Origin of the sequence: Massilia sp. AB1 (assembly GCF_018119385.1) — a bacterium.
Classification (GTDB): domain Bacteria; phylum Pseudomonadota; class Gammaproteobacteria; order Burkholderiales; family Burkholderiaceae_D; genus Telluria.
In genome coordinates, this window is the sequence record NZ_JAGKSG010000031.1 from 1 (window position 1) to 25,987 (window position 25,987).

The following is a 25,987-nucleotide window of genomic DNA, read 5'->3' on the forward strand; positions in this document are numbered from 1 at the left end:
AGCAGAACCCCACTCGAGTGATCTCGGGTGGGGTTTTTTGCTTTTGTGGTCGATAAAAGTGCTATTGGGATGCGACGAACTTGGACGGAACAATGCCAGTGGCATTGTTCCGGCCTCCGCGGGAACGACGTGCTGAAGGTGTGTGCGCTATACGCGGACCGATTTCGACCTGCATCCTTAAGACCGTCGTTCCGGCGGAGGCCGGAACCCAAGTTCACAGAGCGTGCAGACCGAATAGCTCCTTTGGCCACCACACGACTCACGCCGCCACCCCACAAAAACAAACAGCCCCGTGGCTCGCGCCACGGGGCTGTTCTACTTCGCCATGTTACTTAGCGATCAGCAGCAGCGTACCCCGGCCACACACGCTGTAATTCGTGTACTCCCCGCCAATCAGATCCTCAGCCCCCGGCGCCCGCACCTGCGAAGCACCTTCCGCCCAGGTACAGGTATCCGTCACCCGATACCAGGTCTTGCCCGTCCCCGGCCACGGCAGCACGAAGTTCACCGCTGCACTCCACGCGTTATGCGCCACATAGATCGCCGACGCCGAATCCCCAAACTCCGATCCATCGATGCGCCACGCAATCGCATGATTCGCCGAATTGTCGAAGTAAGCCGCATCCGCCACCCCGCCATCCGGCTTGAACCAGCGCAGCTGCTCCATCACGTTGCCGTTGTTGTCCACGCTCGAATAGAAGTTCGTCGGTCGCAGCGCCGGATGGGCTTTGCGGAAGGCGATCATCGCCTTGCTGAAGGACTGGAAGTTGTTCTGGTCCGTGGTGCGGGTATATCCCAGCCAGTTCGCAGAAGAGTCCAGGTTGTAGGGATTGTTGTTGCAGTTGATGCTGCGTAGCGCCTCATCCCCGCCGACGATCATCGGCACGCCGGCTGACAGCATCATCAGCGCCATGCCGTTGCGCGCCGCCTTGCGTTGGTCGGCTGCGATACCTCCCTGGTCCCAGCTGTTGTTGTTGTCCTCGCCGCCATCGCTCGGGCCATACGGCCACGCCTGGTTATTGTTCTTGCTGTTGCAGCTGTACAGGTCCTTCAGCGTGAAGCCGTCATGCGCGGTGATGAAGTTCACCGAGTGCCAGGGCTTGCGGCCGTCATCCCCATACAGGTCGCTCGACCCGGAAAAGCGCGTCGCCATCTGTCCGGTGGTGATCGCCACGCTGCCCAGCTTGTTCTGCGCCTGACGCACGACGTCACGGTAGGCGCCGTTCCACTCCGCCCAGCCGCTCGGGAAGCCGCCCACCTGATAGGAGTTGCCGCCGATCGCCCACGGTTCCGCGATCAGATCCACGCCGGTACCACCAGCTGCCGGCCGCGGCGGCAGCTCGGCCACGATGCGGTTGAGCGCATTGCCGGCATCCATCTTGTCGAAGTTGAAGCAGCCGTGCTGGCAGGTGTTGCCCAGCACCGAAGCCAGGTCGAAGCGATAGCCGTCGACGCCCAGCTTGTCGCGCCAGTAGGCGAGCGAGTCGACGATCAGGTTCTGGGCGATCGTGTTGCGCGTGTTGTAGTTGCCGCCCACGCCCGTGTTGTCCCAGGAGTTCTGCATGTCCGAGGTCAGGCTGTAATAGGTCGGGTTGTCCAGGCCGCGCATGCCGTACAGGTTGTAGGTCGTCTTGTCAGTCGATGACCACGCTCCGCCTTCGCCCGTGTGGTTGTACACCACATCGATCAGCACCTTGATGCCGTTGTCGTGGAAGGCCTTCACCATTTCCTTGAACTCGCGGGTCGGCCCGCCCGGCGACTTGTCGTAGGCGTAGCGGCGGTCCGGTGCGAAGTAGGCGAGGGTCATGTAACCCCAGTAGTTGTCGCCGTTCGTGCTGGTCGGATCGTTGTCGTTGGTGTCGTTCTGGGTTTCCTGCAGCGGCAGGAATTCGACCGCGGTGACGCCCAGGCTCGCCAGGTAGGCCGCCTTCAGTCCGGCGCCCTTGTAGGTGCCGCGATAGGCGCTGGCGATGCTGGTGTCGTTCATGGTCAGGCCGCGCACATGGGCCTCGTAGACCACATCGTCCTTGAGCGCGCGGGTCGGCTTGACGCCGATGGATTGGGTGTCGCCCGCCAGCACGATCCCTTTCGGCGCGGACGAACCGCTGTCGATGTTGCGGTAGGTGGCGCCGCTGGCGTAGATCGTCCCGTTGGTCATGGTCGGCGTGGTCGGATCGTGACTCAGCTCGAGCGCGTATGGGTCGGTCAGCAGCTTGTTCGGGTTGAAGCGGTTGCCGGCGGCGTCGACGTCGGTGATAAAGCCCAGGCTCGACCCTTTGGTCCAGCTGCTGTTGTACGGCCAGTTCGGGCCCCAGGCGCGGTAGCCGTAGTACAGGGTGCCCGACAGGCCTTGTGCGCTCAGGGTCGATGTCGGAATCGTCACGCTCCAGACGCCGTTCGAGTTGGTCATCACGTAGCGCGCTTTTTCCGCAGTGCCGGTGGCGGTGCTGTACAGGTAAAGCTCGATCCGCGTGGCCTTGCTCGAATAGACCTTGAAGCTGACGTTGGCCTTGGTGGCGTCGTAGGCGGCGCCCAGCGCATTCGGGTTGATGGCGGCCCAGGCGGGTGCGCCGAGCAATGCGCCGGCGCATAGCGCAGCCAGCAATGTGCGTTGCAATTGCATATCTTGTCTCCGTAAGTTGTCGATGCCCTCTATGGGGCTTGCTTTGTACTTTCGCTACCTCTGCCGGGAAGCTCATCAATACACAGGGCCAACGCTACTACCCTATTTGCATCAAGTCAATCGTGTAATCGTAGTTTTCCTACGGCCGGGTCGACTCAGCGGCGGCTCGGACACCCCGGGCGGACAGGAGGGATACAATAGGCCGATGCGCATCCTCATCGTCGAAGACCATCCCGACATCCTGGCCAACCTGTACGGCTTTTTCGAGCCCAAGGGGCACGTACTCGATTCCGCCCGCAACGGCTACGGCGGCCTGGCCCTGGCTTCGGAGAACGACTACGACGTAATCATCCTGGACGTCATGCTGCCCGGCCTGAACGGCCTGGAACTGTGCCAGAAGCTGCGCGCGGAACTGGGCAAGGCCACGCCCGTCCTGATGCTGACCGCGCGCGACAGCCTGCCGGACAAGGTGGCGGGCTTCGACAGCGGCGCCGACGACTACCTGGTCAAACCCTTCTCGCTGGTCGAACTCGAGGTGCGCCTGAAGGCCCTGGTGCGCCGTTCCGCCGGCGCCCATAGCGTCAACAGCACGCTGCGTTTCGGTGAGCTCAGCTACGACCCCGACACCCAGGAAGCCAGTCGCGCCGGCGTGCCCGTCACGCTCACCAAGACCGGCTACATCCTGCTGCGCACCCTGATCGCCGCCGCGCCGCGCATCGTCACCCGCGAAGCGCTCGAGCATGCGGTATGGGGCGAGGACCGCCCCGACAGCGACGCACTGCGCACCCATATCCACGCGCTGCGCCAGGCGATCGACAAGCCGTTCGCCTTCCCGATGCTGCACACGGTGGCCGGCGTCGGCTACAAACTGGTGGGGCAAGATGGCGCGCGCTGAATCGCTCAGGCGGCGTATCGTCGTCGCCTTCCTCCTGTTCGGGCTCGTGTCGACGGTGCTGTTCGGCGTGATCGCCGCCATCGCCGTCGAGGGCATCGAAGTGCAGCTGGTGGACAACCGGCTCGCCGCGGCCGCCGCATGGGCCGCGCCGCGCCAGGCCGCCGGGCTGGGCGTGGACATGCCGGCCGGCCTGCGCTTCCACCGCAACGAGGCCATTCCCGCGCCGCTCAGGGACCTGGGCGACGGCGTGCACAAGATCGACGTCGAGAGCACGCGCCTGCACGTGCTGGCGGGCCAGGATGCGCTCGGACGCTGGGTCCTGGTCGACCACGAGAGCGACTACGACAAGATCGAGCGGGTCGTATATTCCATGTACGCGGTGTGCTTCGGCGGCTTCCTGCTGTTCGCGGCGATGCTCGGGCGCTTCCTCGGCACCCGCGTCGTGACGCCGATCCGGCAGCTGGCCGATTCGGTCGGCGCCGAGCGCCAGCCGGTCCAGCTCACCGGCCGCCAGGACGAACTGGGCGTGCTGGCGCGCGCCCTCGAAACCCACACCCGCGAACTGCGCGAAGTCCTCGACCGCGAACGCTACTTCACCGGCGACGTCAGCCACGAGCTGCGCAGTCCCCTGACCGTCATCATGGGCGCCGCCGAGATCTTGATGGACGAGTCCCACGCCCCCGCCGTGCGTGCGCCCGCCGAACGCATCTACCGCGCCGCGCAAGAGGCGGCGGAGTGCGTGACCGTGCTCTTGATGCTGGCGCGCGCGCCCGAGCTCAAGGCCCAGCCGCCGGTCGACGTCCATGACATCGCCGGCGACGAAGTCGAACGCTACCGCCACCTGGTGGAGCACAAGCCGGTCACGCTGCGCTACCTCGATGGTGCAGCCTTCAGCGTGCGGGCCCCGCGCGAGCTGTGCGCGGCGGCGATCGGCAACCTGGTGCGCAACGCCTGCCAGTACACCGAGCACGGCGAGGTGTCGGTCAAGCTGGGGCCGGGCCAGATCGTCGTCGAGGACACCGGCCCCGGCCTACCCGAAGCCGTGCGGGCCACCCTGGGCAAGGGCCCGGCCGTGCGCTCCACCGGCTCATCGGGAACGGGCCTGGGCCTGGCGCTCGCGCGCCGCATCTGCGACTACCTCCACGCCGGCTTCCACTACGAAGACCGCCCCGGCGGCGGGAGCCGCTTCACGATCAGCTTTTCACCCGATTTAACGCAGCGCATTTAACGCAAACTTAACGCCGCGTTGACGCGGCACTGACGAGCATCCCGCTATCGTGCAAAGGTAAGGCGGCCGCACCTGGCTGTCCGTGCTTCACGGTGGTAATACTTGGACAAGGTCATCTCTCCGCGCATCAGCGCACCCATGCTCATCCTGACGATGTCGCTGCTGCTCGCGACCGCAGGCAATATCGATTTCTGGTCCACCTTCATCCGCGCCGCGGGCGGGCTGACGCCGGCGCACCTGCCGCTCCTGCTCGGCGCCTTCGTGATCGTGGTCCTGTTCTTCAACGCGCTGCTGACCCTGGCGAGCTTCCGCTTCGTCGCCAAGCCGGTCCTGATCGCGATCCTCTTGAGCGCATCCTGCGCCAGCTACTTCATCCACGAATACGGCATCGTGATCGACAAGGCCATGATCCAGAACGTGTTCGAGACCGACGTGCACGAAGCGAGCGAGCTGCTCAACTGGAGGATGGTGCTGTCGGTCATGGCCTTCGGCGTGCTGCCTTCGCTGTTCGTGGCGCGCGCCCGCATCCAGTTCCCCCAGGGCTTGCGCGGCGTGCTGCGCCGCTCCGGCATCGCCGCCGGCTCGCTGGCCCTGGCCGCCCTGCTGCTGGTCCTGTTCTTCAAGAGCCTGGCGCCGGCGCTGCGCGAGCACCGCGAGCTGCGCTACCTGCTCACGCCGACCAACTATATCCAGGCCCTGCACGGCTACCTGCGCAACAAATGGCGCTCGCTGGTCGCCATCGCGCCGCTTGGCCGCGACGCCGTCAAGGGCAACGCCTGGGCCGGGCAGGCCCGCAAGACCGTCACCGTCATCGTGGTCGGCGAAACGGCGCGCGCCCAGAACTTCTCGCTCAACGGCTATGCCCGCGACACCAATCCCAGGCTGGCGCGCGAGTCCGGCCTGATCAACTTCGCCAATGTGCGGTCCTGCGGCACCGCGACGGCGGTGTCGGTCCCCTGCGTGTTCTCGGCGCTGGGACGCGAGCGCTACGACGGCGACAAGGCCTATCACCAGGAAGGGCTGCTGGACGTGCTGGCGCATGCGGGCTTCCGCGTGGTCTGGCTCGACAACAATTCCGGCTGCAAGGGCGCCTGTGACCGCGTCGAGTTCCGCGACCTGTCGGCTCCCAAGCCCGGCTCGGCCCATTGCGCGGGCGACGAGTGCTACGACGAGCGCCTGCTCGAGGAACTGCCGCAGCTGGTGAGGGACAGCAGCCGCGATGTCGTCGTCGTGCTGCACCAGAAGGGCAGCCACGGCCCGGCCTACGCCAAGCGCTATCCGCAGGGCTTCGGCCGCTTCGGCCCGGTGTGCGACACCAGCGAATTCGAGAAGTGCTCGCGCGAGTCCATCATCGACGCCTACGACAACACCATCCTGTACACCGACACCTTCCTCGCCAGGACCATCGACCTGCTGCGCGGCCTCGATGGCGTGGACACGGCGATGCTGTACTTCTCCGACCACGGCGAGTCGCTCGGCGAAGGCAATATGTACCTGCACGGCGCGCCCTATTTGTTCGCGCCGAGCGAGCAGACCCACGTGCCGATGATGTTGTGGATGTCGGACCGCTTCAGCGAACGCTTCGGAATCGACCGCACCTGCCTGGCGGCGCGGCGCCAGCAGCCGCTCTCGCACGACAACGTGTTCCATTCGGTGCTCGGCATGCTCGACGTGAACACGGCGGTGCTCAATCCCAAGCTGGACCTGTTCCATGCCTGTGTCCGCGGTTCCTGAGGCGCGGCGCGAACGGTTCGGATCCAATCAGTTGTTGAGCAGCGCAGCCACCCGGCGCATCGCCCTGGGCCTGGCCGCCTGTGCGCTGCTCATCTACTGGCTCGGAAGCTGGACCGACGTCGACCTGCGCCTGGCCGACGCCATGTTCGACCGCCTGCACGGCGTCTTTCCCTGGCGCGATGCCTGGCTGGCCGATACCTTCAACCACCGCATCCTCAAGACGGTGCTGACGGTAATGGCTTCCTTCGTGATCGCCGCCGCGATCGCGGATGCGGCCTGGCCGCGCGAGCGCCTGGACCATGTGCAGCGCCTGCGCCTGCGCATCGTCGCCCTGTCGGCGGTACTGGTGCCGCTCGTCACCAGCCTGCTCAAGTCGCGGAGCATCGCCCACTGTCCCTGGGACCTGGCCCGCTATGGCGGCGCGGAACCCTATGTGCGCATCTTCGAAGCCTTGCCGCTCGGCGCGTCGGCCGGCCATTGCCTGCCCGCCGGTCACGCCTCCAGTGCGCTGTGGCTGGTTTCGGTCCTCGTGCTCTGGCTGCCCGGCTCGCCGCGCAAGGCGATGCTGGCGGCCGTGTTCTCGCTGGCGGCGGGCTTCGCGGTCGGCTGGATGCAGCAGCTGCGCGGCGCGCACTTCCTGACCCATACCCTGTGGTCGATGTGGATCGCCTCCGCCATCGTGTTCGCGCTGGTGCTGTACGCGCAGCGGGCAAGGCGGCGTAACGCGGAGACCATCCCGGACGCACTGCCTGCCGAAAGGGCGGGGTGAAACGCGTGCCGCTTACTCTGTCGTCGCTGTCACCGGAGCCGCTTCCTTGGCCATCGCGTGGCCGCGGCTGATGCTGTCGCCGTCGTCGCGCCGCAGGCGCCAGAACACGAAGGCCGAGATCACCGTCAGCAGCGCCAGGGTCGCGAAGCCGTGGTGCAGCGCGCGCGTCACCTGGACGTGATCGGTCTGCGGTACGCCGCCCAGGAACCAGGCGGTCACGATCGAGCCGGCCGCCAGGCCGAAGCTCATCGACAGCTGCTGGAAGGAGCTGGAGATGGTGCTGGCCATGCTCGAATCCTGCGGCTCGATATCGGCGTAGGCCAGGGTATTCATGCTGGAGAACTGCAGCGAATTGAAGAAGCCCTGCATCAGGCTGATGGCCACGATCGCATAGAGCGGCGTGCCCGTTCCCACCAGGGTGAACAGGGCGATGGTGATGCCGATGCAGACCGTGTTCACCACCAGCACCTGGCGGTAGCCGAAGCGTCCCAGCAGCTTGGACGCGAACAGCTTCATGCCCATCGCGGCGGCCGCGGCGGGCATCATCAGCAGGCCCGATTGCCAGGCCGGCAGGCCCAGGCCGAGCTGGTACAGCAGCGGCAGCAGGAAGGGCAGGCCGCCCACGCCGAGCCGCGTGACGAAGCCGCCCAGTACCGCGATGCGGAAGGTGCGCACTTTCAGCAAAGCCAGGCGCAGCAGCGGGTGCTTGGTGCGGCTGGCGTGCCAGGCGTAGGCGGCCAGCAGGGCCGCCGAGAGCGCGAACAGCAGGCCGGCCGTGAGCGGCGCCAGCGTATGTTCGCCGAACACTTCCAGCAGCCAGGACAGGATGGCGGTGCCGCTGCTGAACAGGATCAGCCCGATGACGTCCAGCGGCCGGCGTTCATCGGCCGCGTAGTCCGGCATGTGGCGCCACACGAACCAGAGCGCCAGCAGGCCGACCGGCACGTTGACGAAGAAGATCACGCGCCACGTGGTCCAGTGCACGATCAGGCCGCCCACCGTCGGCCCGAGCAGGGGACCGATCAGGGCCGGGATGATCACGAAATTCATCGCCCCCAGCAGCTCGTTCTTGGGGAAGGTGCGCACGATGGCCAGGCGCCCGACCGGCATCATCATCGCCCCGCCCAGGCCTTGCAGCAGGCGCGCGGCGGTCATCATGCCGGCGTTCAGCGACAGCCCGCACAGCACCGAGGCCAGGGTGAAGATCGCGATCGCGGTGAAGAACACGCGCCGCGTGCCGAAGCGGTCGGCCATCCAGCCGCTGACCGGGATGCCCACGGCCAGGCCGAGGATGTAGCTGGTGACCACGGACTTGAGGCTGAGCGGGGTCACGCCGAGGCTGGCCGCGATGCTGGGAATGGCTGTATTGACGATGGTGGCGTCGAGCTGCTCCATGAACAGGGCAGTGGCGACGAGCCACGGAAGGTAGCGCTTGAAGGTGTTGCTGGATGGGGTCAATCGGGCCTCGGGCAGGGATGCACGCCGCGGCGGGCGCTCCGGCCGATTGTGTCACAAATCGAAGTAAGTCCGCGCACCGGGCCCGCGCCAGCGAGCCCGGTGCGTGCACAGTCTTAGAAGCGCCAGGCCGCGCGCGCGACCAGCCAGTTGGCGCCGGCGTTCGGGCTCTTGATGCTGCCGTTCGAGTAGTGCTGGAAGCGCAGGCCCAGGTCCCACTTGGCGGTGGTGTAGCCCACGCCCAGATGGTCGGCGAACTGGAAGGCGGTCGAGAGTTCCTTGTCCTCGTTCTTGTACAGGTCCGACAGCAGGCTCACGCCGATGCCGGCCTCGGCATACCAGCCCAGCTTGTCGTCGGCCTGGTAGCGGAACACCGGGGTGAAGCCGGCCACGGCGATGTTTTTCTTCTGGCCCGGCACGTTGCGGTAGGCCTCCAGGCGCCAGAGCGCCAGGTTGGCGTCCCAGTAGCCCGACAGGTGGCGGCCGTTGGAGGCGAACCAGCGCCGGCTCCAGTCCGACTGCAGGGCGAAGCGGACCATCTTCTGCTCCGACTTGCTGCCGACTTCGACCGAGGCGGAATCGATCCAGCCGTCGGCGGCGTGGCCGGCCTGGGCGAACAGGGCGGTGCTGACGAACGCCAGCGCCACGGCGCTATTTTTCATCATCTTCATGTTATGCCTTCGAAATAGGTGCCTGAACTGTTAAATATAAGTCAGGGATGCGGTATTGTACTAGTGTGAACAAACCCGTGCTGACAGCCCGCAAACTTAGGCGGCGCGGGTATCATAGGCGCCCGCCGACCACATTGAACCGAGTCCGACATGGCCGAACCCAGCACCACCCCCCTGTACCCGCTCGCCGCCCCCATGGAGCGCCAGACGCAAGCCGCCGTGCTGCCTCACGACCCCATTGCCGAGCACATCGCCGCCCACCTCGGCGCGCCCGCCATGGTCTTCCACGACACCGTGGCCGATCCGGTGCAGGTCGACATCCACGTGATTCCGGCCGGTCCCGCCTATCCCTTCCTGCGCCTGGTGAGCTCCGGTATGAGCCAGCGCCCGATGACCACCCCGGAAGGCGCGCCGCCCTACGGCGAGCTGATGATGTCGCTGCCGCCCGACTGGAAGCTGGACGAGGAATCGGTCAAGGACGAGCGCTGGTACTGGCCGGTGGCCCTGATGCGCCACCTGGCCCATTATCCGCACCAGCACGCGACCTGGATCGGCCTCGGCCACACGGTGCCGAACGGCAGCCCGGCCAAGCCCTACACGGCCGGCGTCAAGTTCGAAGGCGCGATCCTGCTGCCGCCGGTGTCGGCGCCCGAGCCCTTCCATTTCGTGAACGTGGACGGCAAGGACGTGTATTTCCATTGCGTGGTGCCGCTCTACCGCGAAGAGTTGGACCTGGTGCGCCGCCGCGGCTTCGCCGAGCTGCTCGACAAGTTCAACGACAAGAACGTCACCGACGTGGTCGTGCCGGACCGGGTCAACACGGTCAAGAAGAAATTCCTGGGACTGTTCTGATGGACCGCCCCGTCATCGCTTTCCTGGGCATCGGCCTGATGGGCGGGCCGATGGCGGCGCGGCTGGCGCGGGCCGGCCACCCGGTGCGCGCCTGGAACCGCACATTCGCCAAGGCCGAGGCCTTGCGCGCGGAAGGCGCCGAGCCGCACGCGAAGCTGCCCGACGCCGTTGCGGGCGCGCGCATCGTGATCTCGATGCTGGAGGCGGGGCCCATCGTCAGGGAAGTGATGGCGGCGGCGCTGCCTGCCCTGGCGCCGGGCAGCCTGTGGATCGACATGAGCTCGACCCGCCAGGACGAGGCGCTGGACTTCCACGCGATCCTGGCGGCGCGGGGCTGCCGCTTCCTCGACGCGCCGGTTTCCGGCGGCGTGGGCGGCGCGCAAAACGGCCAGCTGGCCATCATGGCCGGCGGAAGCCAGGCGGACTTCGACGAGGCCGCGCCGCTGCTGCGCGCGATGGGTACGCCGCGCCTGGTAGGCCCGGCGGGCAGCGGGCAAGTGGCCAAGCTGTGCAACCAGCTGATCGTCGGCGCGACCCTGAACGTGGTGGCCGAGGCGCTGCTGCTGGCGCAGGCCGCCGGCGCCGATCCGGTCGAGGTGCGCGAAGCGATCCGCGGCGGCTTCGCGGGCAGCCGCATCCTGGAAGTGCATGGCCAGCGCATGCTCGAGCGTAATTTTGTTGCGGGCGGGCAGGTGAAGAGCCAGCTGAAAGACTTGCACAATGTGCTGGCCGCCGCGGGCGCGGCAGGGCTGGCGCTGCCGGTCACCGAGCTGGTGACGCGGCAGTACGAGACGATCGCGGGCGAGCTGCCCCAGGCCGACCATGCGGCCGCACTGATCGCGCTGGAACGCATGAACCCGGGCCAGCGCCTGGGCGATGCGCCCGACCGCTTAAGCTGAGGCCGGCAGGCTCATCTCCACCAGCCGCACCCAGTAGCTGGCGCCGATCGGCAGCAGGTTGTCGTTGAAGTCGTAGCTGCCGTTGTGCAGCTGGCAGGGCCCCAGCCCGTGTCCGCCCGTGCGGTGCTCGCCTTCGCCGTTGCCGATGAAGACATAGCAGCCCGGCTTTTCCTGCAGCATGAAGGCGAAGTCCTCCGCTCCCATGGTCGGCTCGACATTGGTGTCGACCCGCTCATGGCCCACCACCGCGCGCATGGCCTCGATCGCGAACGCGGTCTGCTCGGCATGGTTCACCAGCGGCGGATAGTTACGCTTGAAGCTGAAGTCGACGCTGGCATTGAAGCCCCCGGCCACGCCGCCCGCGATCTCGTTCATGCGCCGTTCGATCAGGTCGAGCACGCCTGTCGAGAACGTACGCACGGTGCCGATCAGCTCGGCCTCGTCCGGAATGACATTGGTGGCGCTGCCCGCATGGATTTGCGTAATCGACAGCACCGCCGTCTCCAGCGGGTTCTTTTCGCGCGAGATGATCGTCTGCCAGCTCTGGGCGATCTGCACCGCCACCATCACCGGGTCGATTGCGCGATGCGGCTGGGCCGCGTGTGCGCCCTTGCCGCGCACCACCACGCGGAATTCGTTACTCGATGCCATCATCGGACCGGCCACCACGCCGAAGCTGCCTTCGGCCAGGCCCGGCCAGTTGTGCATGCCGTACACGGCTTCCATCGGGAACTGCTCGAACAGGCCGTCGTCCATCATGCGCCTGGCGCCGCCGCCGCCTTCCTCGGCCGGCTGGAAGATCACGTACACGGTGCCATCGAAGTTGCGGTGGGTCGCCAGGTAGTGGGCCGCGCCCAGCAGCATGGCGGTGTGGCCGTCGTGGCCGCAGGCGTGCATCTTGCCCGGATTGGTCGAGGCGTGCGCGAAGCCGTTCAGCTCCTGCATCGGCAGCGCATCCATGTCGGCGCGCAGGCCGATGGCGCGGTTCGAGGTGCCGTTCTTGATGATGCCGACCACGCCGGTCAGCCCCAGCCCGCGCACGATGGGAATGCCCCAGGCCGTCAGGCGCTCGGCCACCATGTCGGCGGTGCGCACCTCTTCATAGCACAGCTCCGGGTGGGCGTGCAGGTCGCGGCGGATAGCCTGCAACTCGGTCTGGAAAGCAAGGATGGGTTCCACTAATTTCATTCGGGATCTCCTGGTCTTGTCATGCTGCTTGTCTTGTTTGCATTGCATGATTTGAACTATTGTAGCCTGCCTCAAACAGTCTTGATAGAGGAGGGTACAGAGGCCTCCGGAATCGTTTAAAGTATTGGTTTCCCGCAGTTTTCCCGCCGTCCGTAGCAGTTTTTAATACGCAGTTTTCTAAATCACAAGAACATGACCACCACCCAAGTCCGTGCGACCTGCCCCCACGATTGCCCCGATACCTGCGCGCTGCTCGTCACCGTCGAAGACGGCGTCGCGACCGAGGTGCGCGGCGATCCGGAGCATCCGACCACGGCCGGGGTGTTGTGCACCAAGGTGTCGCGCTACGTCGACCGCACCTACCACGCCGACCGCCTGCTGTATCCGATGCGCCGCGTGGGCCGCAAGGGCGAGGGCAAGTTCGAACGCATCAGCTGGGACCAGGCGATGGACGAGATCGCCACGCGCCTGAAGGACATCGCCGCGCGCGACCCGCAAGCCATCCTGCCCTACAGCTATGCCGGCACCATGGGCCTGGTGCAGGGCGATTCGATGTCGCTGCGCTTCTTCAACAAGCTGGGCGCCTCGCTGCTCGACCGCACCATCTGCGCCACGGCCGGCGCCACCGGCTACAAGTACAGCATCGGCGGCTCGATGGGCACCGACATCGAGGAATTCCAGAACGCGAAACTGATCCTGATCTGGGGCGGCAACCCGATCGCCTCGAACCTGCACTTCTGGATGCGCGCCCAGGAAGCCAAGCGCCGCGGCGCGACCCTGATCGCCATCGACCCCTACCGCTCGCTGACGGCCGAGAAATGCCACCAGCACATCGCGCTGCTGCCGGGCACCGACGCCGCGCTGGCGCTGGGCATGATGCACGTGCTGATCAAGGAAGACCTGCTCGACCACGACTACATCGCCAACTACACCCTCGGCTTCGAGGAACTCGAGGCGCGCGCCGCGGAATGGACGCCGGAACGCACCGCCGAGACCTGCGGCATCTCGGTCGAAGAGGTGCTGGAGCTGGCGCGCATCTACGGCCAGACCGCGAAGCGCGGCGAAGCGGCCGCGATCCGCATGAACTACGGCCTGCAGCGCGTGCGCGGCGGCGGCATGTCGGTGCGTAACATCGCCTGCCTGCCGGCCCTGGTGGGCGCCTGGCGCCATCCGGCCGGCGGCGTCCAGCTGTCGACCTCGGGCACCTTCCCGGCGGACCGCGCGGCGCTGCAGCGCCCGGACCTGCTGGACGGCCGCATGCCGCGCACGATCAACATGACCACCATCGGCGACGACCTGCTCAAGCAGGCCTCGCCCGAGTTCGGCCCCAAAATCGAAGCCGTGATCGTCTACAACGCCAACCCGCTGGCGATCGCGCCGGATTCGTCCAAGGTGCAGCAGGGCTTCGAGCGCGAAGACCTGTTCACGGTGGTGCTGGAACACTTCCGCACCGACAGCGCCGATTACGCCGACATCCTGCTGCCGGCCACCACCCAGCTCGAGCACGTCGATGCGCACCTGGCCTATGGCCACCTGTACATGATGGCCAACAACGCGGCCGTGGCGCCGGTGGGCGAGGCCAAGCCGAACACCGAATTCTTCCGCCTGCTGGCGGCGCGCATGGGCTTCGACGATCCCTGCTTCAAGGAGAGCGACGACGAGCTCGCTGCCCAGGCCTTCAACAAGAAGGACGTGCGCGCGATCCACTTCGACTGGGAATCGCTCAAGCGCAAGGGCTGGGAAAAACTGAACATGCCGGCCGCCCCGTTCGCCGAAGGCGGCTTCCCGACCCCGTCAGGCAAGTGCGAGTTTTATTCGAGCACCATGGCGAAGGACGGACTCGATCCGCTCCCGACCTATATTGCTCCGTATGAATCGGCCGCTTCCAACCCGAAGCTTGCCGAGAAATATCCGTTGGCGATGATCTCTCCACCGGCGAGGAACTTCCTCAACTCAACGTTTGTCAATGTGCAGAGCCTGCGCGCTACCGAGGGCGAGCCGCACCTCGATATCCACCCTGAGGATGCCGCCGCGCGCGGCATCGGGCACGGGGATATGGCGCGCATCTATAACGACCGCGGCTCGTTCGTCGCCCGCGCACGCGTGACCGACAAGGCGCGTCCAGGGCTGGTGGTGGGCTTGTCCATCTGGTGGAAGAAGCTTTCCAGCGATGGCAAGAACGCCAATGAAGTCACCAGCCAGCGTCTGACCGACATGGGCAGGGCGCCCACTTTCTACGACACCCTGGTGCAGGTCGAAAAGGCCGCATCAACAACGCGAGATGAAACCGTCTAGATTCTCCCAGGCCTTCCGGCCCCTGATGGCCGCCGCTTGCGCGGCCCTGATGTTGTCAAGCTGCTCATCCCTCTCCTACTATTCCCAGGCCGCGCAAGGTCAGCTCGAACTGCTGACCGACTCGCGTCCCATCGACGACTGGATCGCCGATCCCGGCACCAGCGTGAAGCTGCGCCACCGCCTCGAGACGGCGCGCCAGATCCGCCGCTACGCGGTCCAGGAAATGAAGCTGCCCGACAATGGCAGCTACAGCAACTACACCCACCTGAAGCGTCCCTATGTGCTGTGGAACGTGGTCGCCACGCCCGAGCTCTCGCTCAAGCCCGTGCAATGGTGCTTCCCGGTGGCCGGCTGCGTGAACTACCGCGGCTACTACAGCAAGGCCGAAGCCCAGGCCTTCGCCAGGGACTTGCGCGCCAAGGGCCACGACGTCGAAGTGGGCGGGGTGGCCGCGTATTCCACGCTCGGATGGTTCAGCGACCCCTTGATCTCGACCTTCATCAACTACCCGGACGCCCAGCTGGCGCGCATGCTCTTCCATGAGCTGGCGCACCAGGTCACCTATGTGGCGGGCGACTCGCAGTTCAACGAATCCTTCGCCAGCGCGGTGGAGGAGGCGGGCGTGGAAGGCTGGCTGGAACGCTTCGGCAATCCCATGATGCGCGAAGCCTACGACCGCTATGCGGCGCGCAAGAAGGACTTCCTGGCGCTGCTGCTCAAGTATCGCGGCGAACTGGACCGTACTTACAAGAGCATGGTCCCGGATAGCGAGAAGCGGGTGGCCAAGGCGCGCCTGTTCCTGGCCCTGAAGGACGACTACCAGGTGCTCAAGGCGAGCTGGGGCGGCTATGCGGGCTACGACAAGTTCTTCGAGGAGCCGCTGTCGAACGCCCACCTGGCCTCGATCGCCACCTACAACGATTTCGTGCCCGCTTTCCGGGCTTTGCTGCAGCGCGAGAGGAGCTGGCGCGGCTTCTACAAGGCTGTCAACCAGCTGGCCAAGCTGGAGAAGACGGACCGCCACCGGGTGCTGAAGACCCTGGGCGCGAGCGTCACCCCGGCGCCGCTCGTGGTGCAGCGCAGCATGGTCGGCGCGCGTTAGAGAGATAGAGGACCCGTTCCAATCGCGCCGAAAGCGCTTGCGCATCAAAGCACTGCCCGATAGCATCATCATCGGCGATAACAAAGGCATAAGGTATGCGCGCGTACGCGCGCCTGCCTCACCAGCCAGGGCGCTCGACCACAACGATAACTATTTCGAGGCAGAGGCATCCGATGGAAAAAATTTGGCTCAAGTCGTATCCCCCGGGCGTCCCTACGGAGATTGATCCAGATCAATACCGTTCACTGGTGCATTTGTTGGAAGAATCGTTCAGCGCCTATGCTGACCGCAACGCGTATGTGTGCATGGACAAGTTCATGACCTACCGCGAGCTGGACGCCTACTCGAAGAAACTGGCGGCCTGGCTGCAAAGCCGGGGCATGGCCCCGGGCGCGCGGGTGGCGATCATGATGCCGAACGTATTGCAGTACCCGATCGCCATCGCGGCGATCCTGCGCGCCGGCTACACCGTGGTCAATGTGAACCCGCTGTACACGGCGCGCGAGCTCGAGCACCAGCTCAAGGATTCGGGCAGCGAAGCGATCATCGTGCTGGAGAACTTCGCCCACACGGTGCAGCAGGTGCTGGGCAAGACCCCGTTGCGCCACGTGGTGGTGGCGAGCATGGGCGAGATGCTGGGCGGCGTGAAGGGCGTGCTGGTCAACTTCGTGGTGCGCAGCGTCAAGAAGATGGTGCCGGATTTCGCGCTGCCGAACATGGTGCGCTTCAAGGAAGCGCTGGCGCAGGGCAGCCGCATGCCGTTCAAGGCGCCCGAGCTGAAGTCGGACGACGTGGCCTTCCTGCAGTACACGGGCGGGACCACGGGCGTGTCGAAGGGCGCCACGCTCACGCACCGCAACGTGATCGCCAACCTGCTGCAGACCGAAGCCTGGGCCGCGCCTGGACTGCAGGGGCTGGCGCCGGACGAGCAGCCGGTGACCATCTGCGCGCTGCCGCTGTACCACATCTTCGCGCTGACGGCCTGCGCGATGTGGGGCATGCGCAGCGGCGCGCTGGTGGTGCTGATCCCGAACCCGCGCGACATCCCCGGTTTCGTGAAGGAGCTGGCCAAGTACCGCTTCCACATGTTCCCGGCGGTGAACACGCTGTACAACGCGCTGGTGAACAACGCGGACTTCGCCAACCTCGATTTTTCGTCGCTGAAGTTCTCGGTCGGCGGCGGGATGGCGGTGCAGCAGGTCGTCAACGACAAGTGGCGCAGCATTACCGGCACCGGCATCACCGAAGCCTACGGGCTGTCGGAGACCGCGCCGCTGGCGACCGCGAACCGCGGCGACGTGACGGAATTCACCGGCACCATCGGCCTGCCGGTGTCGTCGACCGAGGTCGCGATCCTGGACGACGAAGGCCGCGAGCTGGCCCACGGCCAGGTCGGCGAGATCGCGATTCGCGGTCCGCAGGTGATGGCGGGCTACTGGAACAGGCCGGACGAGACGGCCAAGGTCATGACGCCGGACGGTTTCTTCAAGACCGGCGACGTGGGTATGATGGATGACAACGGGTACGTGAAGATCGTCGACCGCAAGAAGGACATGATCCTGGTGTCGGGCTTCAACGTCTACCCGAACGAACTGGAAGGCGTGATCGCGGCCCATCCGGGCGTGCTTGAATGCGCCGTGATCGGCGTGCCCGACGCGCATTCGGGCGAGGCGGTGAAGGTGTTCGTGGTGCGCAAGGACCCGAACCTCACCGTGGAGCAGCTGATGGACTACTGCAAGCAGCAGCTCACCGGCTACAAGAAGCCGAAGTACATCGAATTCCGCGACGAGCTGCCCAAGACGAACGTCGGCAAGATCCTGAGGCGTGCGCTGAGGGACGAGAAGCAGGCAGCGTAAATCGCATCGCGAATAGCACGGCGGTGGCATTCGGCTGGCGCTGGTCGCCCGGCAGGGACGGCTCACGCGTTTTATGAGAACCAATATGGAAGGTAAGGCACAGATGGATAAGTTTTGGCTTGGGTCGTACGAGAAAGGCGTGGTGCCGGAGATCGATCCGACCCAGTATCGCTCCCTGACGCATTTGCTGGAGGAGGCGTTCCGCAAGTACGCCGACCGCAAGGCCTACGCCTGCATGGGCAAGTCCATCACCTATGCCGAGCTGGACGCGATGTCGCAGCGCATGGCGGCCTGGCTGCAGAACCGCGGCCTGAAGCCGGGCGCGCGCGTGGCACTGATGATGCCCAACATCCTGCAATACCCGGTGGCGCTGGCCGCCGTGCTGCGCGCCGGCTATGTGGTCGTCAACGTCAATCCGCTGTACACCCCGCGCGAACTGCAGCACCAGCTGACCGACTCGGGCGCCGAAGCCATCGTCGTGCTGGAGAACTTCGCGCACACGCTGGAGCAGGTGGTCGACAAGACCCAGGTCAAGCACGTCGTGATCGCCACCATGGGCGACCTGCTGGGCCTGAAGGGCCTGCTGGTCAACCTGGTGGTGCGCAAGGTCAAGAAGATGGTGCCGGGCTTCTCGGTCCCGGGCGCGGTGGCCTTCAACAAGGTGCTGGCCGAAGGCGCGCGCCTGGCCATGAAGCCGGTCACCATCGGCCATGACGACATCGCCTTCCTGCAGTACACCGGCGGCACCACCGGCGTGTCGAAAGGCGCCGTGCTCCTGCACCGCAACGTGATCGCCAACGTGCTGCAGAACGAAGCCTGGTTCGCCCCGACCCTGGCGCGCCTGAAGCCGGGCGAGCAGGCGCAGTATGCCTGCGCGCTGCCGCTGTACCACATCTATGCGCTGACCGTGTGCGCGCTGATGGGCATGCGCACCGGCGGCATGAACCTCCTGATCCCGAACCCGCGCGACATCCCGGGCTTCGTCAAGGAACTGGGCAAGTACCGCATCAACGTATTCCCGGCCGTGAACACCCTGTACAACGGCCTGCTCAACAACGCGGAATTCGCCAGGCTGGACCATTCCAGCCTGATGGTCTGCCCGGGCGGCGGCATGGCGGTGCAAAAGCCGGTGGCCGACAAGTGGCTGCAGGTGACCGGCGCGCCTATCGTGGAAGGCTACGGCCTGTCGGAGACCTCGCCGGTGGTGGCGGCGAACCGCTGCGACATCACCGAGTTCACCGGCACCATCGGCCTGCCGCTGCCCTCGACCGAACTGCGCATCGTGGACGAGCAGGACAACGAAGCGCCCTACGGCACCGCCGGCGAGATCGCCGTGCGCGGTCCGCAGGTGATGGCGGGCTACTGGAACCGTCCGGACGAAACGGCCAAGGTCATGACCAGGGACGGCTTCTTCAAGACCGGCGACGTCGGCATCATGGAAGCGACCGGCTACACCCGCATCGTCGACCGCAAGAAGGACATGATCCTGGTGTCGGGCTTCAACGTGTATCCGAACGAAGTCGAAGGCGTGGTGGCCGGCATGCCGGGCGTACTGGAAGTGGCTTGCGTGGGCGTACCGGACCAGCACTCGGGCGAGGCGGTCAAGCTCTACATCGTGCGCAAGGACCCGGCGCTGAGCGCTGAAGATGTCATCGATTTCTGCAAGGAGCAGCTGACCGGTTACAAGCGTCCGAAGTTCGTCGAGTTCCGCGAGACGCTGCCGAAGACGAACGTGGGCAAGATCCTGCGGCGTGAGCTGAGGGATGAGAAGGTGCAGCAGCCGGCTTAAGGGCTAACACTGTTCGGACAGAACTTGGGTCCCCGCGAAGGCGGGGACCCAAGTTCCGATGCGCAGCCGCTAACCTACTCTCTCCACCCCAACCCTCCCATCCGCCACGCGGAACGACGCCAGCACCCCCGCCCCCGACCTGGCATCGAACACATTATCCAGCCCCATGAAGTGCGTCGCCAATCCCTTGGCTGTGACCTCCATCAGCATATAACCCCGCTTGTCGCTCCGCCCATACTTCATGTGCGGATTATTCGACACATGCGCCAACGTCCTCGCCTGAGCCCGTGAACTCGAGGTCACCGAAGTCCCGCAAAACTCCGTCGCCACCAATGGATTGGCCTTCGACACCGCCCGCGCAAAATCCGGCCGCAGCTCGCAGGCATAAAAGGTGTGCACATCGCCCCCCAGCACCACCGGATTCCTCGCCCCGGACTTGAGCACGGACTCCAGCAGCCTGCGCCGCGCCAGCGGATACCCATCCCATCCATCCGTCCACACCCGGTTGGTCCCCGTCCCGATGACCGGGAAGCTGCTCGACTGCGCCATGAGGGTCTGCTGCGCCAGGATGTTCCACTGCGCGCGCGACGAAGCCAGCCCGGCGCCCAGCCAGGCTTCCTGCTCCCGTCCCAGCATCGAGCGCCTTGGATCCTGCAGCGCCGCGCACTCGTGCGCGAACATGGCGTTCGAGCCGCCGCGTCCCTTGCGTGGGCAGGCCTGCACCGAGCGGTACTGGCGGTCGTCGAGCACATGGATGCGCGCCAGGCGCCCCCAGTCGTAGCGCTGGTGCAGGCTTACCCGGGCGAAGCTGCCGGGCCGCGGAAGACGCAGCGGCATGTGCTCGTAAAAGGCCTGGTAGGCCGCCGCCCGCCGTCCGGCGAAATCCTTCCTCAGCAGCTCGTCGCGTCCGTTGGCGTAATCATTGGCCACCTCGTGGTCGTCCCAGGTCACGATCCAGGGAGCGGCGCGGTGCGCGGCCTGCAGGTCCGGATCGCTCTTGTACTGCGCATAGCGGCGCCGGTAATCGTCGAGCGTGAAGGATTCGTTGTTGCGGGTGACGCGCTGCGGATGCTGGAGGTGATACGGACCCCATTCGTAGATGTAGTCGCCCAGGAAGGCCACCAGGTCCGGCGCGCTGGCCGCGATGTGGCGGTGCGCCGCATAGCTGCCGAATTCCCAGTGCTGGCAGGAGGCCACGGCCAGCTTCAGCATCGCAGGCATGGCGCCCGGCGCCGGCGCGGTGCGCGTGCGGCCGACCGGGCTGACGGTGTCGCCCAGCATGAAGCGGTACCAGTACCAGCGTTCCGGCAGCAGGCCCTTCACGTCCACATGGACGCTATGCGCGAGCTCCGGCACGGCGGTGGCGCTGCCCTTGGCGGCGATGCGGCGGAAAGCCTGGTCTTCCGCCACTTCCCAGCGCACGGCCAGGGCGACCGGCGGCGTGCTGGATGCGTCGAGCGGATTGGCGAGGATGCGGGTCCACAGGATCACCGAGTCGGGCAGGGGAGAACCCGAGGCGACGCCGAGGCTGAAGGGATAGACCGTGCCGGCGGAGCTGGCCGGCGCGGCGAGCGAGGAAGCGGTGAGCGCGGCCGACCAGCGTGCACCCTGTAACAGGAACAGCCGGCGCGCGCCCTGCATTCTTTAGCGGTGCGCGATCAGGGAATCGAGCGGCGGCAGCTGGCGCGGCTTGCGGTCCGGGCCGGTGGCGACGTAGGTCAGGGTCGCCTCGGTGACCTTGACGACTTCGGCCTGCAGGCGATTGCGTTCGGCGTAGACCTCGACGCACACGGTGACGGAGGTGTTGCCAACCTTGGTGATATCGGCGTAGAAGGAGAGCAGGTCGCCCACGAACACCGGATTCTTGAACACGAAGGAATTGACGGCGATGGTCGCCACGCGGCCGTTGGCGCGGCGGGTGGCCGGCAGCGAGCCGGCGATGTCGACCTGGGCCATGATCCAGCCGCCGAACACGTCGCCGTACACGTTGGCGTCGCTCGGTGCCGGCATGACGCGCAACTCCGGCATCTTTCCTGCCGGCAGTCGGGTGGTGGTGGGGAGGGTGTTTTCTGGGGTCGTCATCTTGAAATCTCGGTAAAAGCTACAATCGTCCCGAATTGAACCATAAATCACGAAGCCCTGCCATGCGACGCTCATCCGCGAGTTCCCTCCCACCGCCGCCCACTGCCGGCGGCGCGCCCCGCAACGACTGGGCCACCCTGCGCACGCTCTTCCCCTATCTGTGGGTCTACAAATGGCGGGTGCTGGCCGCGCTCGGCGCCCTGATCGGCGCCAAGATGGCCAACGTCGGCGTGCCGCTGGTGCTCAAGCAGCTGATCGACCAGCTGGCCATCGACCCTGCTCATCCGCAGGCGCTGCTGGTGCTGCCGCTCGGCGCCCTGGTCGCCTACGGCCTGCTGCGCCTGTCGACCACGGTATTCACGGAGCTGCGCGAATTCCTGTTCGCGCGCGTGACCCAGCGCGCGGTGCGCACCATCGCGCTGAAAGTCTTCCGCCACCTGCACGCGCTCTCGCTGCGCTTCCACCTGAACCGCCAGACCGGCGGCATGACGCGCGACATCGAGCGCGGCACGCGCGGCGTGAATTCGCTGATCTCGTATTCGCTGTTCAACGTGCTGCCGACCCTGGTCGAGATCACCTTGGTGCTCGGCTACCTGGTGATCAACTACGACATCTGGTTCAGCGTGATCACGGCCGTGGCGCTGGCGACCTACATCGCCTTCACCGTGATCGTCACCGAATGGCGCACCCACTTCCGCCGCACGATGAACGACCTGGACTCGAAGGCCAACACCAAGGCCATCGATTCGCTGCTCAACTACGAGACGGTGAAGTACTTCGGCAACGAGGACTACGAAGCCAGGCGCTACGACCAGGGACTGCAGAACTACGAGAACGCCGCGGTGCGCTCGCAGACTTCGCTGTCGGTGCTGAACACCGGCCAGTCGCTGATCATCGCCACCGCCGTCACCCTGATCCTGTGGCGCGCCACCGAGGGCGTGATCGCGGGCACCATGACCTTGGGCGACCTGGTCCTGGTGAACTCCTTCATGATCCAGCTGTACATTCCGCTCAACTTCCTGGGCGTGATCTACCGCGAGATCAAGCAAAGCCTTGCGGACATGGAGCGCCTGTTCTCGCTGCTCGACCAGAACCGCGAGGTGGCCGATGCGCCGGCTGCTCAGCCGCTGGTAACCAGGGGCGCGCGGGTCGAGTTCTCGCATGTGGAGTTCAGCTACGAAACCAAGCGCCAGATCCTGTTCGACGTCGACTTCACCATTCCCGCCGGGACCACGACGGCGGTGGTGGGGCACAGCGGCTCGGGCAAGTCGACCTTGTCGCGGCTGCTGTTCCGCTTCTACGACGTCAACGGCGGATCGATCCGCATCGACGGGCAGGATCTGCGTGGAGTCACCCAGCAGTCGTTGCGCGCGGCAATTGGCATCGTGCCGCAGGATACGGTGCTGTTCAACGACACCATCGAATACAACATCGCCTATGGCCGGCCGGGGGCGTCGCATGAGGACATCGTGGCGGCGGCGAGGGCGGCGTCGATCCATGATTTCATCGAGAGTTTGCCGGACGGGTACAAGACCATGGTGGGCGAGCGCGGGCTGAAACTGTCGGGCGGGGAGAAGCAGCGCGTGGCGATTGCGAGGACCTTGCTCAAGGACCCGGCGATCCTGATTTTCGACGAAGCCACGTCGGCCCTGGATTCCAAGTCGGAGCAGGCGATCCAGGCGCAGTTGAAGGAGATCGCGAAGGACCGGACGACGCTGGTGATTGCACACAGGTTGTCGACCATCGCGGATGCGCAGCAGATCATCGTGCTGGATCACGGGAAGATCGTGGAGCGGGGGACGCACGGCTCGCTGCTGGCGGCGCGTGGTTTGTATGCGCAGATGTGGGAAAGGCAGCTGGCCAGGCCGGATGAGGAGCTGGCTTCGCCGCCGCTCGAATTACAGCAGGAGTAAATTCTTCCCGCTAGCTTTAAGACCGTCATCCCGGCGAAGGCCGGGATCCAAGTTTGCATGCACGCCGATACCGCATGCGTTCTCACTGTACTGCGGAATTGGGTCCCGGCCTTCGCCGGGACGACGGATCTGGCTAAGAGGGTATTGAAGACTTAGTAGGTATAGAACATCCGCTGAATCTCCTTGGTATTGCTGGTCTTGGTCAACGCCAGCATCAGCAGAATACGCGCCTTCTGCGGGCTGAGCGTATCCGCCACCACGAAGTCCAGCTGATCGTCATTCGCCTCGCCATTACGCGCCACGATGCCCTGGCCCACACGGCTCGAACGCACGATCACCACGCCTTTTTCACGCGCAGCGACCAGCGCAGGCTTGGTCCTGGCCGGCAAGCTGCCATTGCCCACGCCCGCATGCACCAGCCCCTTGGCGCCCGCTGCCACCAGCGCATTGACCGCCACCGCGCCCACGTTCGCATAGGCATACGCCACATCCACCTGCGGCAGCGCATCCAGCCTGGAGATATCGAACTCGGTCTCCACCGTATGCTTGCGCGTCACCTCGCGGTAAAAATAAGGCTTGCCGCCCTGGATGTAGCCGATCATGCCCAGCTCCGCCGCGCGGAAGGTATCGGCGGTCGTGGTATTCGCCTTGGTCACGTCGCGCGCCGCGTGGATCTGGTCGTTCATTGCCACCAGCACGCCCTTGCCGACGGCCGCCGGGCTGCCGGCCAGGTTGACCGCGTTGTACAGGTTGATCGGACCATCCGCCGACAGCGCGGTCGACGGACGCATCGAGCCCACCAGCACCACCGGCTTCCTGCTCTTGACGACCAGGTTCAGGAAGTAGGCCGTCTCTTCCAGCGTATCGGTGCCATGCGTGATCACGATCCCGTCCACATTCGGCTGGCCCAGCAGCACGTTGACGCGCTTGGCCAGCTGCAGCCAGTGCTCGTTGCCCATGTTTTCGCTGGCGATCTGGAACACCTGCTCGCCGGTGACGTTGGCGACCTTCGTCATCTCGGGCACGGCCTGGATCAGCGCCTGGACGCCGACCGTGGCGGCGGTGTAGCCCACCGTGGTGGTGCTGGTGGCGCCGGTGCCGGCGATGGTGCCGCCGGTGGCGAGGATGGTGACGTTCGGCAGCTTGGCAGTCTGCGCCTGCGCCGCGGTAACGAGCAGGAACAGAAAGCCGAACAGCGCGCTCGTGGCGCGGACGGATTTGTGGAACAGCATGGACTTCTCCTAAACAAAAAAGCCGTCCCCGCGGTAACGGGAACGGCGTTGCGGCAAACGTCTTACAGCTTCTTGAAGACGACGCCTTCCTTCATGACAAACTTGACTTGCTCGAGCTGCTTCACGTCGCGCAGCGGATCGCCTTCGACCGCGATGATGTCGGCGGCGAAGCCCGGCTCGATGGCGCCCAGGCGCTTGCCCTGGTCGAGCAGCGCGGCGGCGTGCATGGTGGCGGCGCGGATCGCGTCGATCGGGCTCATGCCCGCCTCGACCATGTAGCCGAACTCCCTGGCGTTCTCGCCGTGTGGGAACACGCCGGCGTCGGTGCCGAAGGCGATCTTCACACCGGCTTTATGGGCGCGGGCGAAGGTGTTCTGCAGCTGCGGCCCGATGGCGGCGGCCTTCGGGCGCACCAGCGCGGAATAGTAGTTCGGATCCTTGGCCTTGTCGGCGACGTAGCGGCCCGCCGAAATGGTCGGCACATACCAGCCGCCGGTCTTCTTGAACAGGCCGATGACCTCGTCGTCCATCAGGGTGCCGTGCTCGATCGAGTCGACGCCGGCGCGCAGCGCGCGCTTCATGCCTTCGGCACCGTGCGCGTGGGCCGCGACGCGGAAGCCGTAGTCCTTGGCGGTGCTGACGATGGCGCGCAGCTCGTCTTCGGTGTACTGCGAGTTCTGGCCATTGGCGGCCTGGCTCAGCACCCCACCGGTGGCGGTGATCTTGATCAGGTCCGCGCCTTCCTTGTAGCGCGCACGCACGGCCTGGCGGGCTTCTTCCGGGCTGTCGACCACACCCTGTTCGGGACCGGGCGTGCCGATCTTCTCGCTCAGGAAATGCGACAGGTTGTTGGTCGGGTCGGCGTGGCCGCCGGTGGTGGCGATCGACTTCCCGGCGGTGAACATGCGCGGGCCGGGGATCTCGCCGGCGTTGATGGCGCGCTTGAGCGAGACGTTCAGGCCGTCGGCCGCGCCCAGGTCGCGTACCGTGGTGAAGCCGGCCATCAAGGTGCGCTGGGCGAACTTCACCGAGCGAAAGGCCATGTCGGAAGGATCGGCGGTGAGGCGATCGCGGTAGGCGTCGACCACCGGCGTGGTTTCGCTGGTCAGGTGCACGTGCATGTCGATCAGGCCCGGCAGGCAGGCGTGGCGCGACAGGTCGATGGCGCCGGCGTCCTGGCTCATCGGGCCGACCGACTTGACGCTGCCGTTCTCGACCACGATGCCGACCTTCTCGCGCCAGGTCCCGCTCTTCACGTCGAGCAGGCGGCCGCAGTTGACCGTCTGGGTGGCGGCGCTGGCGCCGGTTGCAGCAAGCAGCAGGCCCGCCGCCATGTACAGCTGTTTCATGTCTCGCTCCTCTTGTCGTTATAAAAAAGGCCTCCCATCGCTGGAAGGCCTTCGG

19 protein-coding genes are annotated in these 25,987 nt (G+C 65.8%); 11 read left to right on the forward strand and 8 right to left on the reverse strand.

Annotated elements, in window-relative coordinates; translation table 11 throughout:
* Nucleotides 1-328 precede the first annotated feature (328 nt).
* Nucleotides 329-2,623, reverse strand: a complete 2,295-nt coding sequence (locus J8847_RS17005) for an isoamylase (protein ID WP_211525895.1) — start codon at nucleotides 2,621-2,623, stop codon at nucleotides 329-331.
* A gap of 205 nt (nucleotides 2,624-2,828) precedes the next feature.
* Here J8847_RS17005 and J8847_RS17010 point away from each other — a divergent pair, with 205 nt between their 5' ends.
* The 4 genes from J8847_RS17010 to J8847_RS17025 all read left to right on the forward strand — a co-directional run bounded on the left by J8847_RS17010 (nucleotide 2,829) and on the right by J8847_RS17025 (nucleotide 7,249).
* Nucleotides 2,829-3,518, forward strand: coding sequence for a response regulator transcription factor (locus J8847_RS17010; protein WP_211525896.1), 690 nt, complete (start codon nucleotides 2,829-2,831; stop codon nucleotides 3,516-3,518).
* The gene (locus tag J8847_RS17015) at nucleotides 3,505-4,746 is read left to right on the forward strand and encodes a HAMP domain-containing sensor histidine kinase (RefSeq protein WP_211525897.1); all 1,242 of its coding nucleotides are present in this window, start codon (nucleotides 3,505-3,507) and stop codon (nucleotides 4,744-4,746) included. The genes J8847_RS17010 and J8847_RS17015 overlap by 14 nt, the downstream gene beginning before the upstream one ends.
* A 102-nt stretch (nucleotides 4,747-4,848) precedes the next feature.
* Nucleotides 4,849-6,480, forward strand: coding sequence for a phosphoethanolamine transferase (locus J8847_RS17020; RefSeq protein ID WP_267876287.1), 1,632 nt, complete (start codon nucleotides 4,849-4,851; stop codon nucleotides 6,478-6,480).
* Nucleotides 6,481-6,514: 34 nt separating this feature from the next.
* Nucleotides 6,515-7,249: a phosphatase PAP2 family protein gene (locus J8847_RS17025; RefSeq protein ID WP_229512954.1), complete on the forward strand. Its 735-nt coding sequence runs from the start codon at nucleotides 6,515-6,517 to the stop codon at nucleotides 7,247-7,249.
* 12 nt (nucleotides 7,250-7,261) lie between these two features.
* On the opposite strand, the gene J8847_RS17030 is transcribed toward J8847_RS17025, so the two are convergent.
* Both J8847_RS17030 and J8847_RS17035 read right to left on the reverse strand, forming a co-directional pair.
* The gene (locus J8847_RS17030; RefSeq protein WP_211525900.1) at nucleotides 7,262-8,707 is read right to left on the reverse strand and encodes a DHA2 family efflux MFS transporter permease subunit; all 1,446 of its coding nucleotides are present in this window, start codon (nucleotides 8,705-8,707) and stop codon (nucleotides 7,262-7,264) included.
* 113 nt (nucleotides 8,708-8,820) lie between these two features.
* Entirely contained in the window at nucleotides 8,821-9,375 is a 555-nt protein-coding gene (locus tag J8847_RS17035; protein WP_229429466.1) for an acyloxyacyl hydrolase, read from the reverse strand.
* 150 nt (nucleotides 9,376-9,525) lie between these two features.
* On the opposite strand from J8847_RS17035, the gene J8847_RS17040 reads away from it, so the two are divergent.
* Complete coding sequence (locus tag J8847_RS17040; protein ID WP_211525901.1) at nucleotides 9,526-10,227, forward strand: suppressor of fused domain protein; 702 nt, start codon at nucleotides 9,526-9,528, stop codon at nucleotides 10,225-10,227.
* Nucleotides 10,227-11,126 carry an NAD(P)-dependent oxidoreductase gene (locus tag J8847_RS17045; RefSeq protein WP_211525902.1) on the forward strand — a complete coding sequence of 300 codons (900 nt, stop codon included), beginning with the start codon at nucleotides 10,227-10,229 and terminating at the stop codon, nucleotides 11,124-11,126. The genes J8847_RS17040 and J8847_RS17045 overlap by 1 nt, the downstream gene beginning before the upstream one ends.
* On the opposite strand, the gene J8847_RS17050 is transcribed toward J8847_RS17045, so the two are convergent.
* Nucleotides 11,118-12,314, reverse strand: a complete 1,197-nt coding sequence (locus tag J8847_RS17050; protein WP_211525903.1) for a M20 aminoacylase family protein — start codon at nucleotides 12,312-12,314, stop codon at nucleotides 11,118-11,120. The two genes, J8847_RS17045 and J8847_RS17050, sit on opposite strands and share 9 nt — an antisense overlap.
* A 192-nt stretch (nucleotides 12,315-12,506) precedes the next feature.
* Between J8847_RS17050 and J8847_RS17055 the strand changes: the two genes are divergently transcribed.
* The 4 genes from J8847_RS17055 to J8847_RS17070 all read left to right on the forward strand — a co-directional run bounded on the left by J8847_RS17055 (nucleotide 12,507) and on the right by J8847_RS17070 (nucleotide 19,356).
* Nucleotides 12,507-14,609 (forward strand): molybdopterin-dependent oxidoreductase, encoded by a 2,103-nt coding sequence (locus J8847_RS17055; protein WP_211525904.1) that lies wholly within the window; start codon nucleotides 12,507-12,509, stop codon nucleotides 14,607-14,609.
* A gap of 25 nt (nucleotides 14,610-14,634) precedes the next feature.
* The gene (locus J8847_RS17060) at nucleotides 14,635-15,711 is read left to right on the forward strand and encodes an aminopeptidase (RefSeq protein ID WP_211525948.1); all 1,077 of its coding nucleotides are present in this window, start codon (nucleotides 14,635-14,637) and stop codon (nucleotides 15,709-15,711) included.
* A 173-nt stretch (nucleotides 15,712-15,884) separates the two neighbouring features.
* Nucleotides 15,885-17,567: a long-chain-fatty-acid--CoA ligase gene (locus J8847_RS17065; RefSeq protein WP_211525905.1), complete on the forward strand. Its 1,683-nt coding sequence runs from the start codon at nucleotides 15,885-15,887 to the stop codon at nucleotides 17,565-17,567.
* Between the two features lie 103 nt (nucleotides 17,568-17,670).
* Nucleotides 17,671-19,356, forward strand: a complete 1,686-nt coding sequence (locus J8847_RS17070; protein ID WP_211525906.1) for a long-chain-fatty-acid--CoA ligase — start codon at nucleotides 17,671-17,673, stop codon at nucleotides 19,354-19,356.
* Nucleotides 19,357-19,425: 69 nt separating this feature from the next.
* On the opposite strand, the gene J8847_RS17075 is transcribed toward J8847_RS17070, so the two are convergent.
* Together J8847_RS17075 and J8847_RS17080 are read right to left on the reverse strand one after the other, a co-directional pair.
* Nucleotides 19,426-20,997, reverse strand: coding sequence for an alkaline phosphatase (locus tag J8847_RS17075; protein ID WP_211525907.1), 1,572 nt, complete (start codon nucleotides 20,995-20,997; stop codon nucleotides 19,426-19,428).
* Nucleotides 20,998-21,000: 3 nt separating this feature from the next.
* Nucleotides 21,001-21,438, reverse strand: coding sequence for an acyl-CoA thioesterase (locus J8847_RS17080; RefSeq protein ID WP_211525908.1), 438 nt, complete (start codon nucleotides 21,436-21,438; stop codon nucleotides 21,001-21,003).
* Nucleotides 21,439-21,500: 62 nt separating this feature from the next.
* Here J8847_RS17080 and J8847_RS17085 point away from each other — a divergent pair, with 62 nt between their 5' ends.
* Entirely contained in the window at nucleotides 21,501-23,351 is a 1,851-nt protein-coding gene (locus J8847_RS17085; RefSeq protein ID WP_211525909.1) for an ABC transporter ATP-binding protein/permease, read from the forward strand.
* Nucleotides 23,352-23,503: 152 nt separating this feature from the next.
* Here J8847_RS17085 and J8847_RS17090 read toward each other — a convergent pair whose 3' ends face one another.
* Both J8847_RS17090 and J8847_RS17095 read right to left on the reverse strand, forming a co-directional pair.
* Nucleotides 23,504-24,583, reverse strand: a complete 1,080-nt coding sequence (locus J8847_RS17090; RefSeq protein WP_211525910.1) for a type II asparaginase — start codon at nucleotides 24,581-24,583, stop codon at nucleotides 23,504-23,506.
* 62 nt (nucleotides 24,584-24,645) lie between these two features.
* Nucleotides 24,646-25,932: an amidohydrolase family protein gene (locus J8847_RS17095; protein WP_211525911.1), complete on the reverse strand. Its 1,287-nt coding sequence runs from the start codon at nucleotides 25,930-25,932 to the stop codon at nucleotides 24,646-24,648.
* Nucleotides 25,933-25,987 lie beyond the last annotated feature (55 nt).

What these genes read in the sequence shown, in the direction of transcription:
- J8847_RS17005 (WP_211525895.1), bottom strand. Translation starts at nt 2,623, where the DNA reads ATGCAATTGCAACGCACATTGCTGGCTGCGCTATGCGCCGGCGCATTG.
- J8847_RS17010 (WP_211525896.1), top strand. Translation starts at nt 2,829, where the DNA reads ATGCGCATCCTCATCGTCGAAGACCATCCCGACATCCTGGCCAACCTG.
- J8847_RS17015 (WP_211525897.1), top strand. Translation starts at nt 3,505, where the DNA reads ATGGCGCGCGCTGAATCGCTCAGGCGGCGTATCGTCGTCGCCTTCCTC.
- J8847_RS17035 (WP_229429466.1), bottom strand. Translation starts at nt 9,375, where the DNA reads ATGAAGATGATGAAAAATAGCGCCGTGGCGCTGGCGTTCGTCAGCACC.
- J8847_RS17040 (WP_211525901.1), top strand. Translation starts at nt 9,526, where the DNA reads ATGGCCGAACCCAGCACCACCCCCCTGTACCCGCTCGCCGCCCCCATG.
- J8847_RS17045 (WP_211525902.1), top strand. Translation starts at nt 10,227, where the DNA reads ATGGACCGCCCCGTCATCGCTTTCCTGGGCATCGGCCTGATGGGCGGG.
- J8847_RS17050 (WP_211525903.1), bottom strand. Translation starts at nt 12,314, where the DNA reads ATGAAATTAGTGGAACCCATCCTTGCTTTCCAGACCGAGTTGCAGGCT.
- J8847_RS17055 (WP_211525904.1), top strand. Translation starts at nt 12,507, where the DNA reads ATGACCACCACCCAAGTCCGTGCGACCTGCCCCCACGATTGCCCCGAT.
- J8847_RS17060 (WP_211525948.1), top strand. Translation starts at nt 14,635, where the DNA reads ATGGCCGCCGCTTGCGCGGCCCTGATGTTGTCAAGCTGCTCATCCCTC.
- J8847_RS17065 (WP_211525905.1), top strand. Translation starts at nt 15,885, where the DNA reads ATGGAAAAAATTTGGCTCAAGTCGTATCCCCCGGGCGTCCCTACGGAG.
- J8847_RS17070 (WP_211525906.1), top strand. Translation starts at nt 17,671, where the DNA reads ATGGATAAGTTTTGGCTTGGGTCGTACGAGAAAGGCGTGGTGCCGGAG.
- J8847_RS17075 (WP_211525907.1), bottom strand. Translation starts at nt 20,997, where the DNA reads ATGCAGGGCGCGCGCCGGCTGTTCCTGTTACAGGGTGCACGCTGGTCG.
- J8847_RS17080 (WP_211525908.1), bottom strand. Translation starts at nt 21,438, where the DNA reads ATGACGACCCCAGAAAACACCCTCCCCACCACCACCCGACTGCCGGCA.
- J8847_RS17085 (WP_211525909.1), top strand. Translation starts at nt 21,501, where the DNA reads ATGCGACGCTCATCCGCGAGTTCCCTCCCACCGCCGCCCACTGCCGGC.
- J8847_RS17090 (WP_211525910.1), bottom strand. Translation starts at nt 24,583, where the DNA reads ATGCTGTTCCACAAATCCGTCCGCGCCACGAGCGCGCTGTTCGGCTTT.
- J8847_RS17095 (WP_211525911.1), bottom strand. Translation starts at nt 25,932, where the DNA reads ATGAAACAGCTGTACATGGCGGCGGGCCTGCTGCTTGCTGCAACCGGC.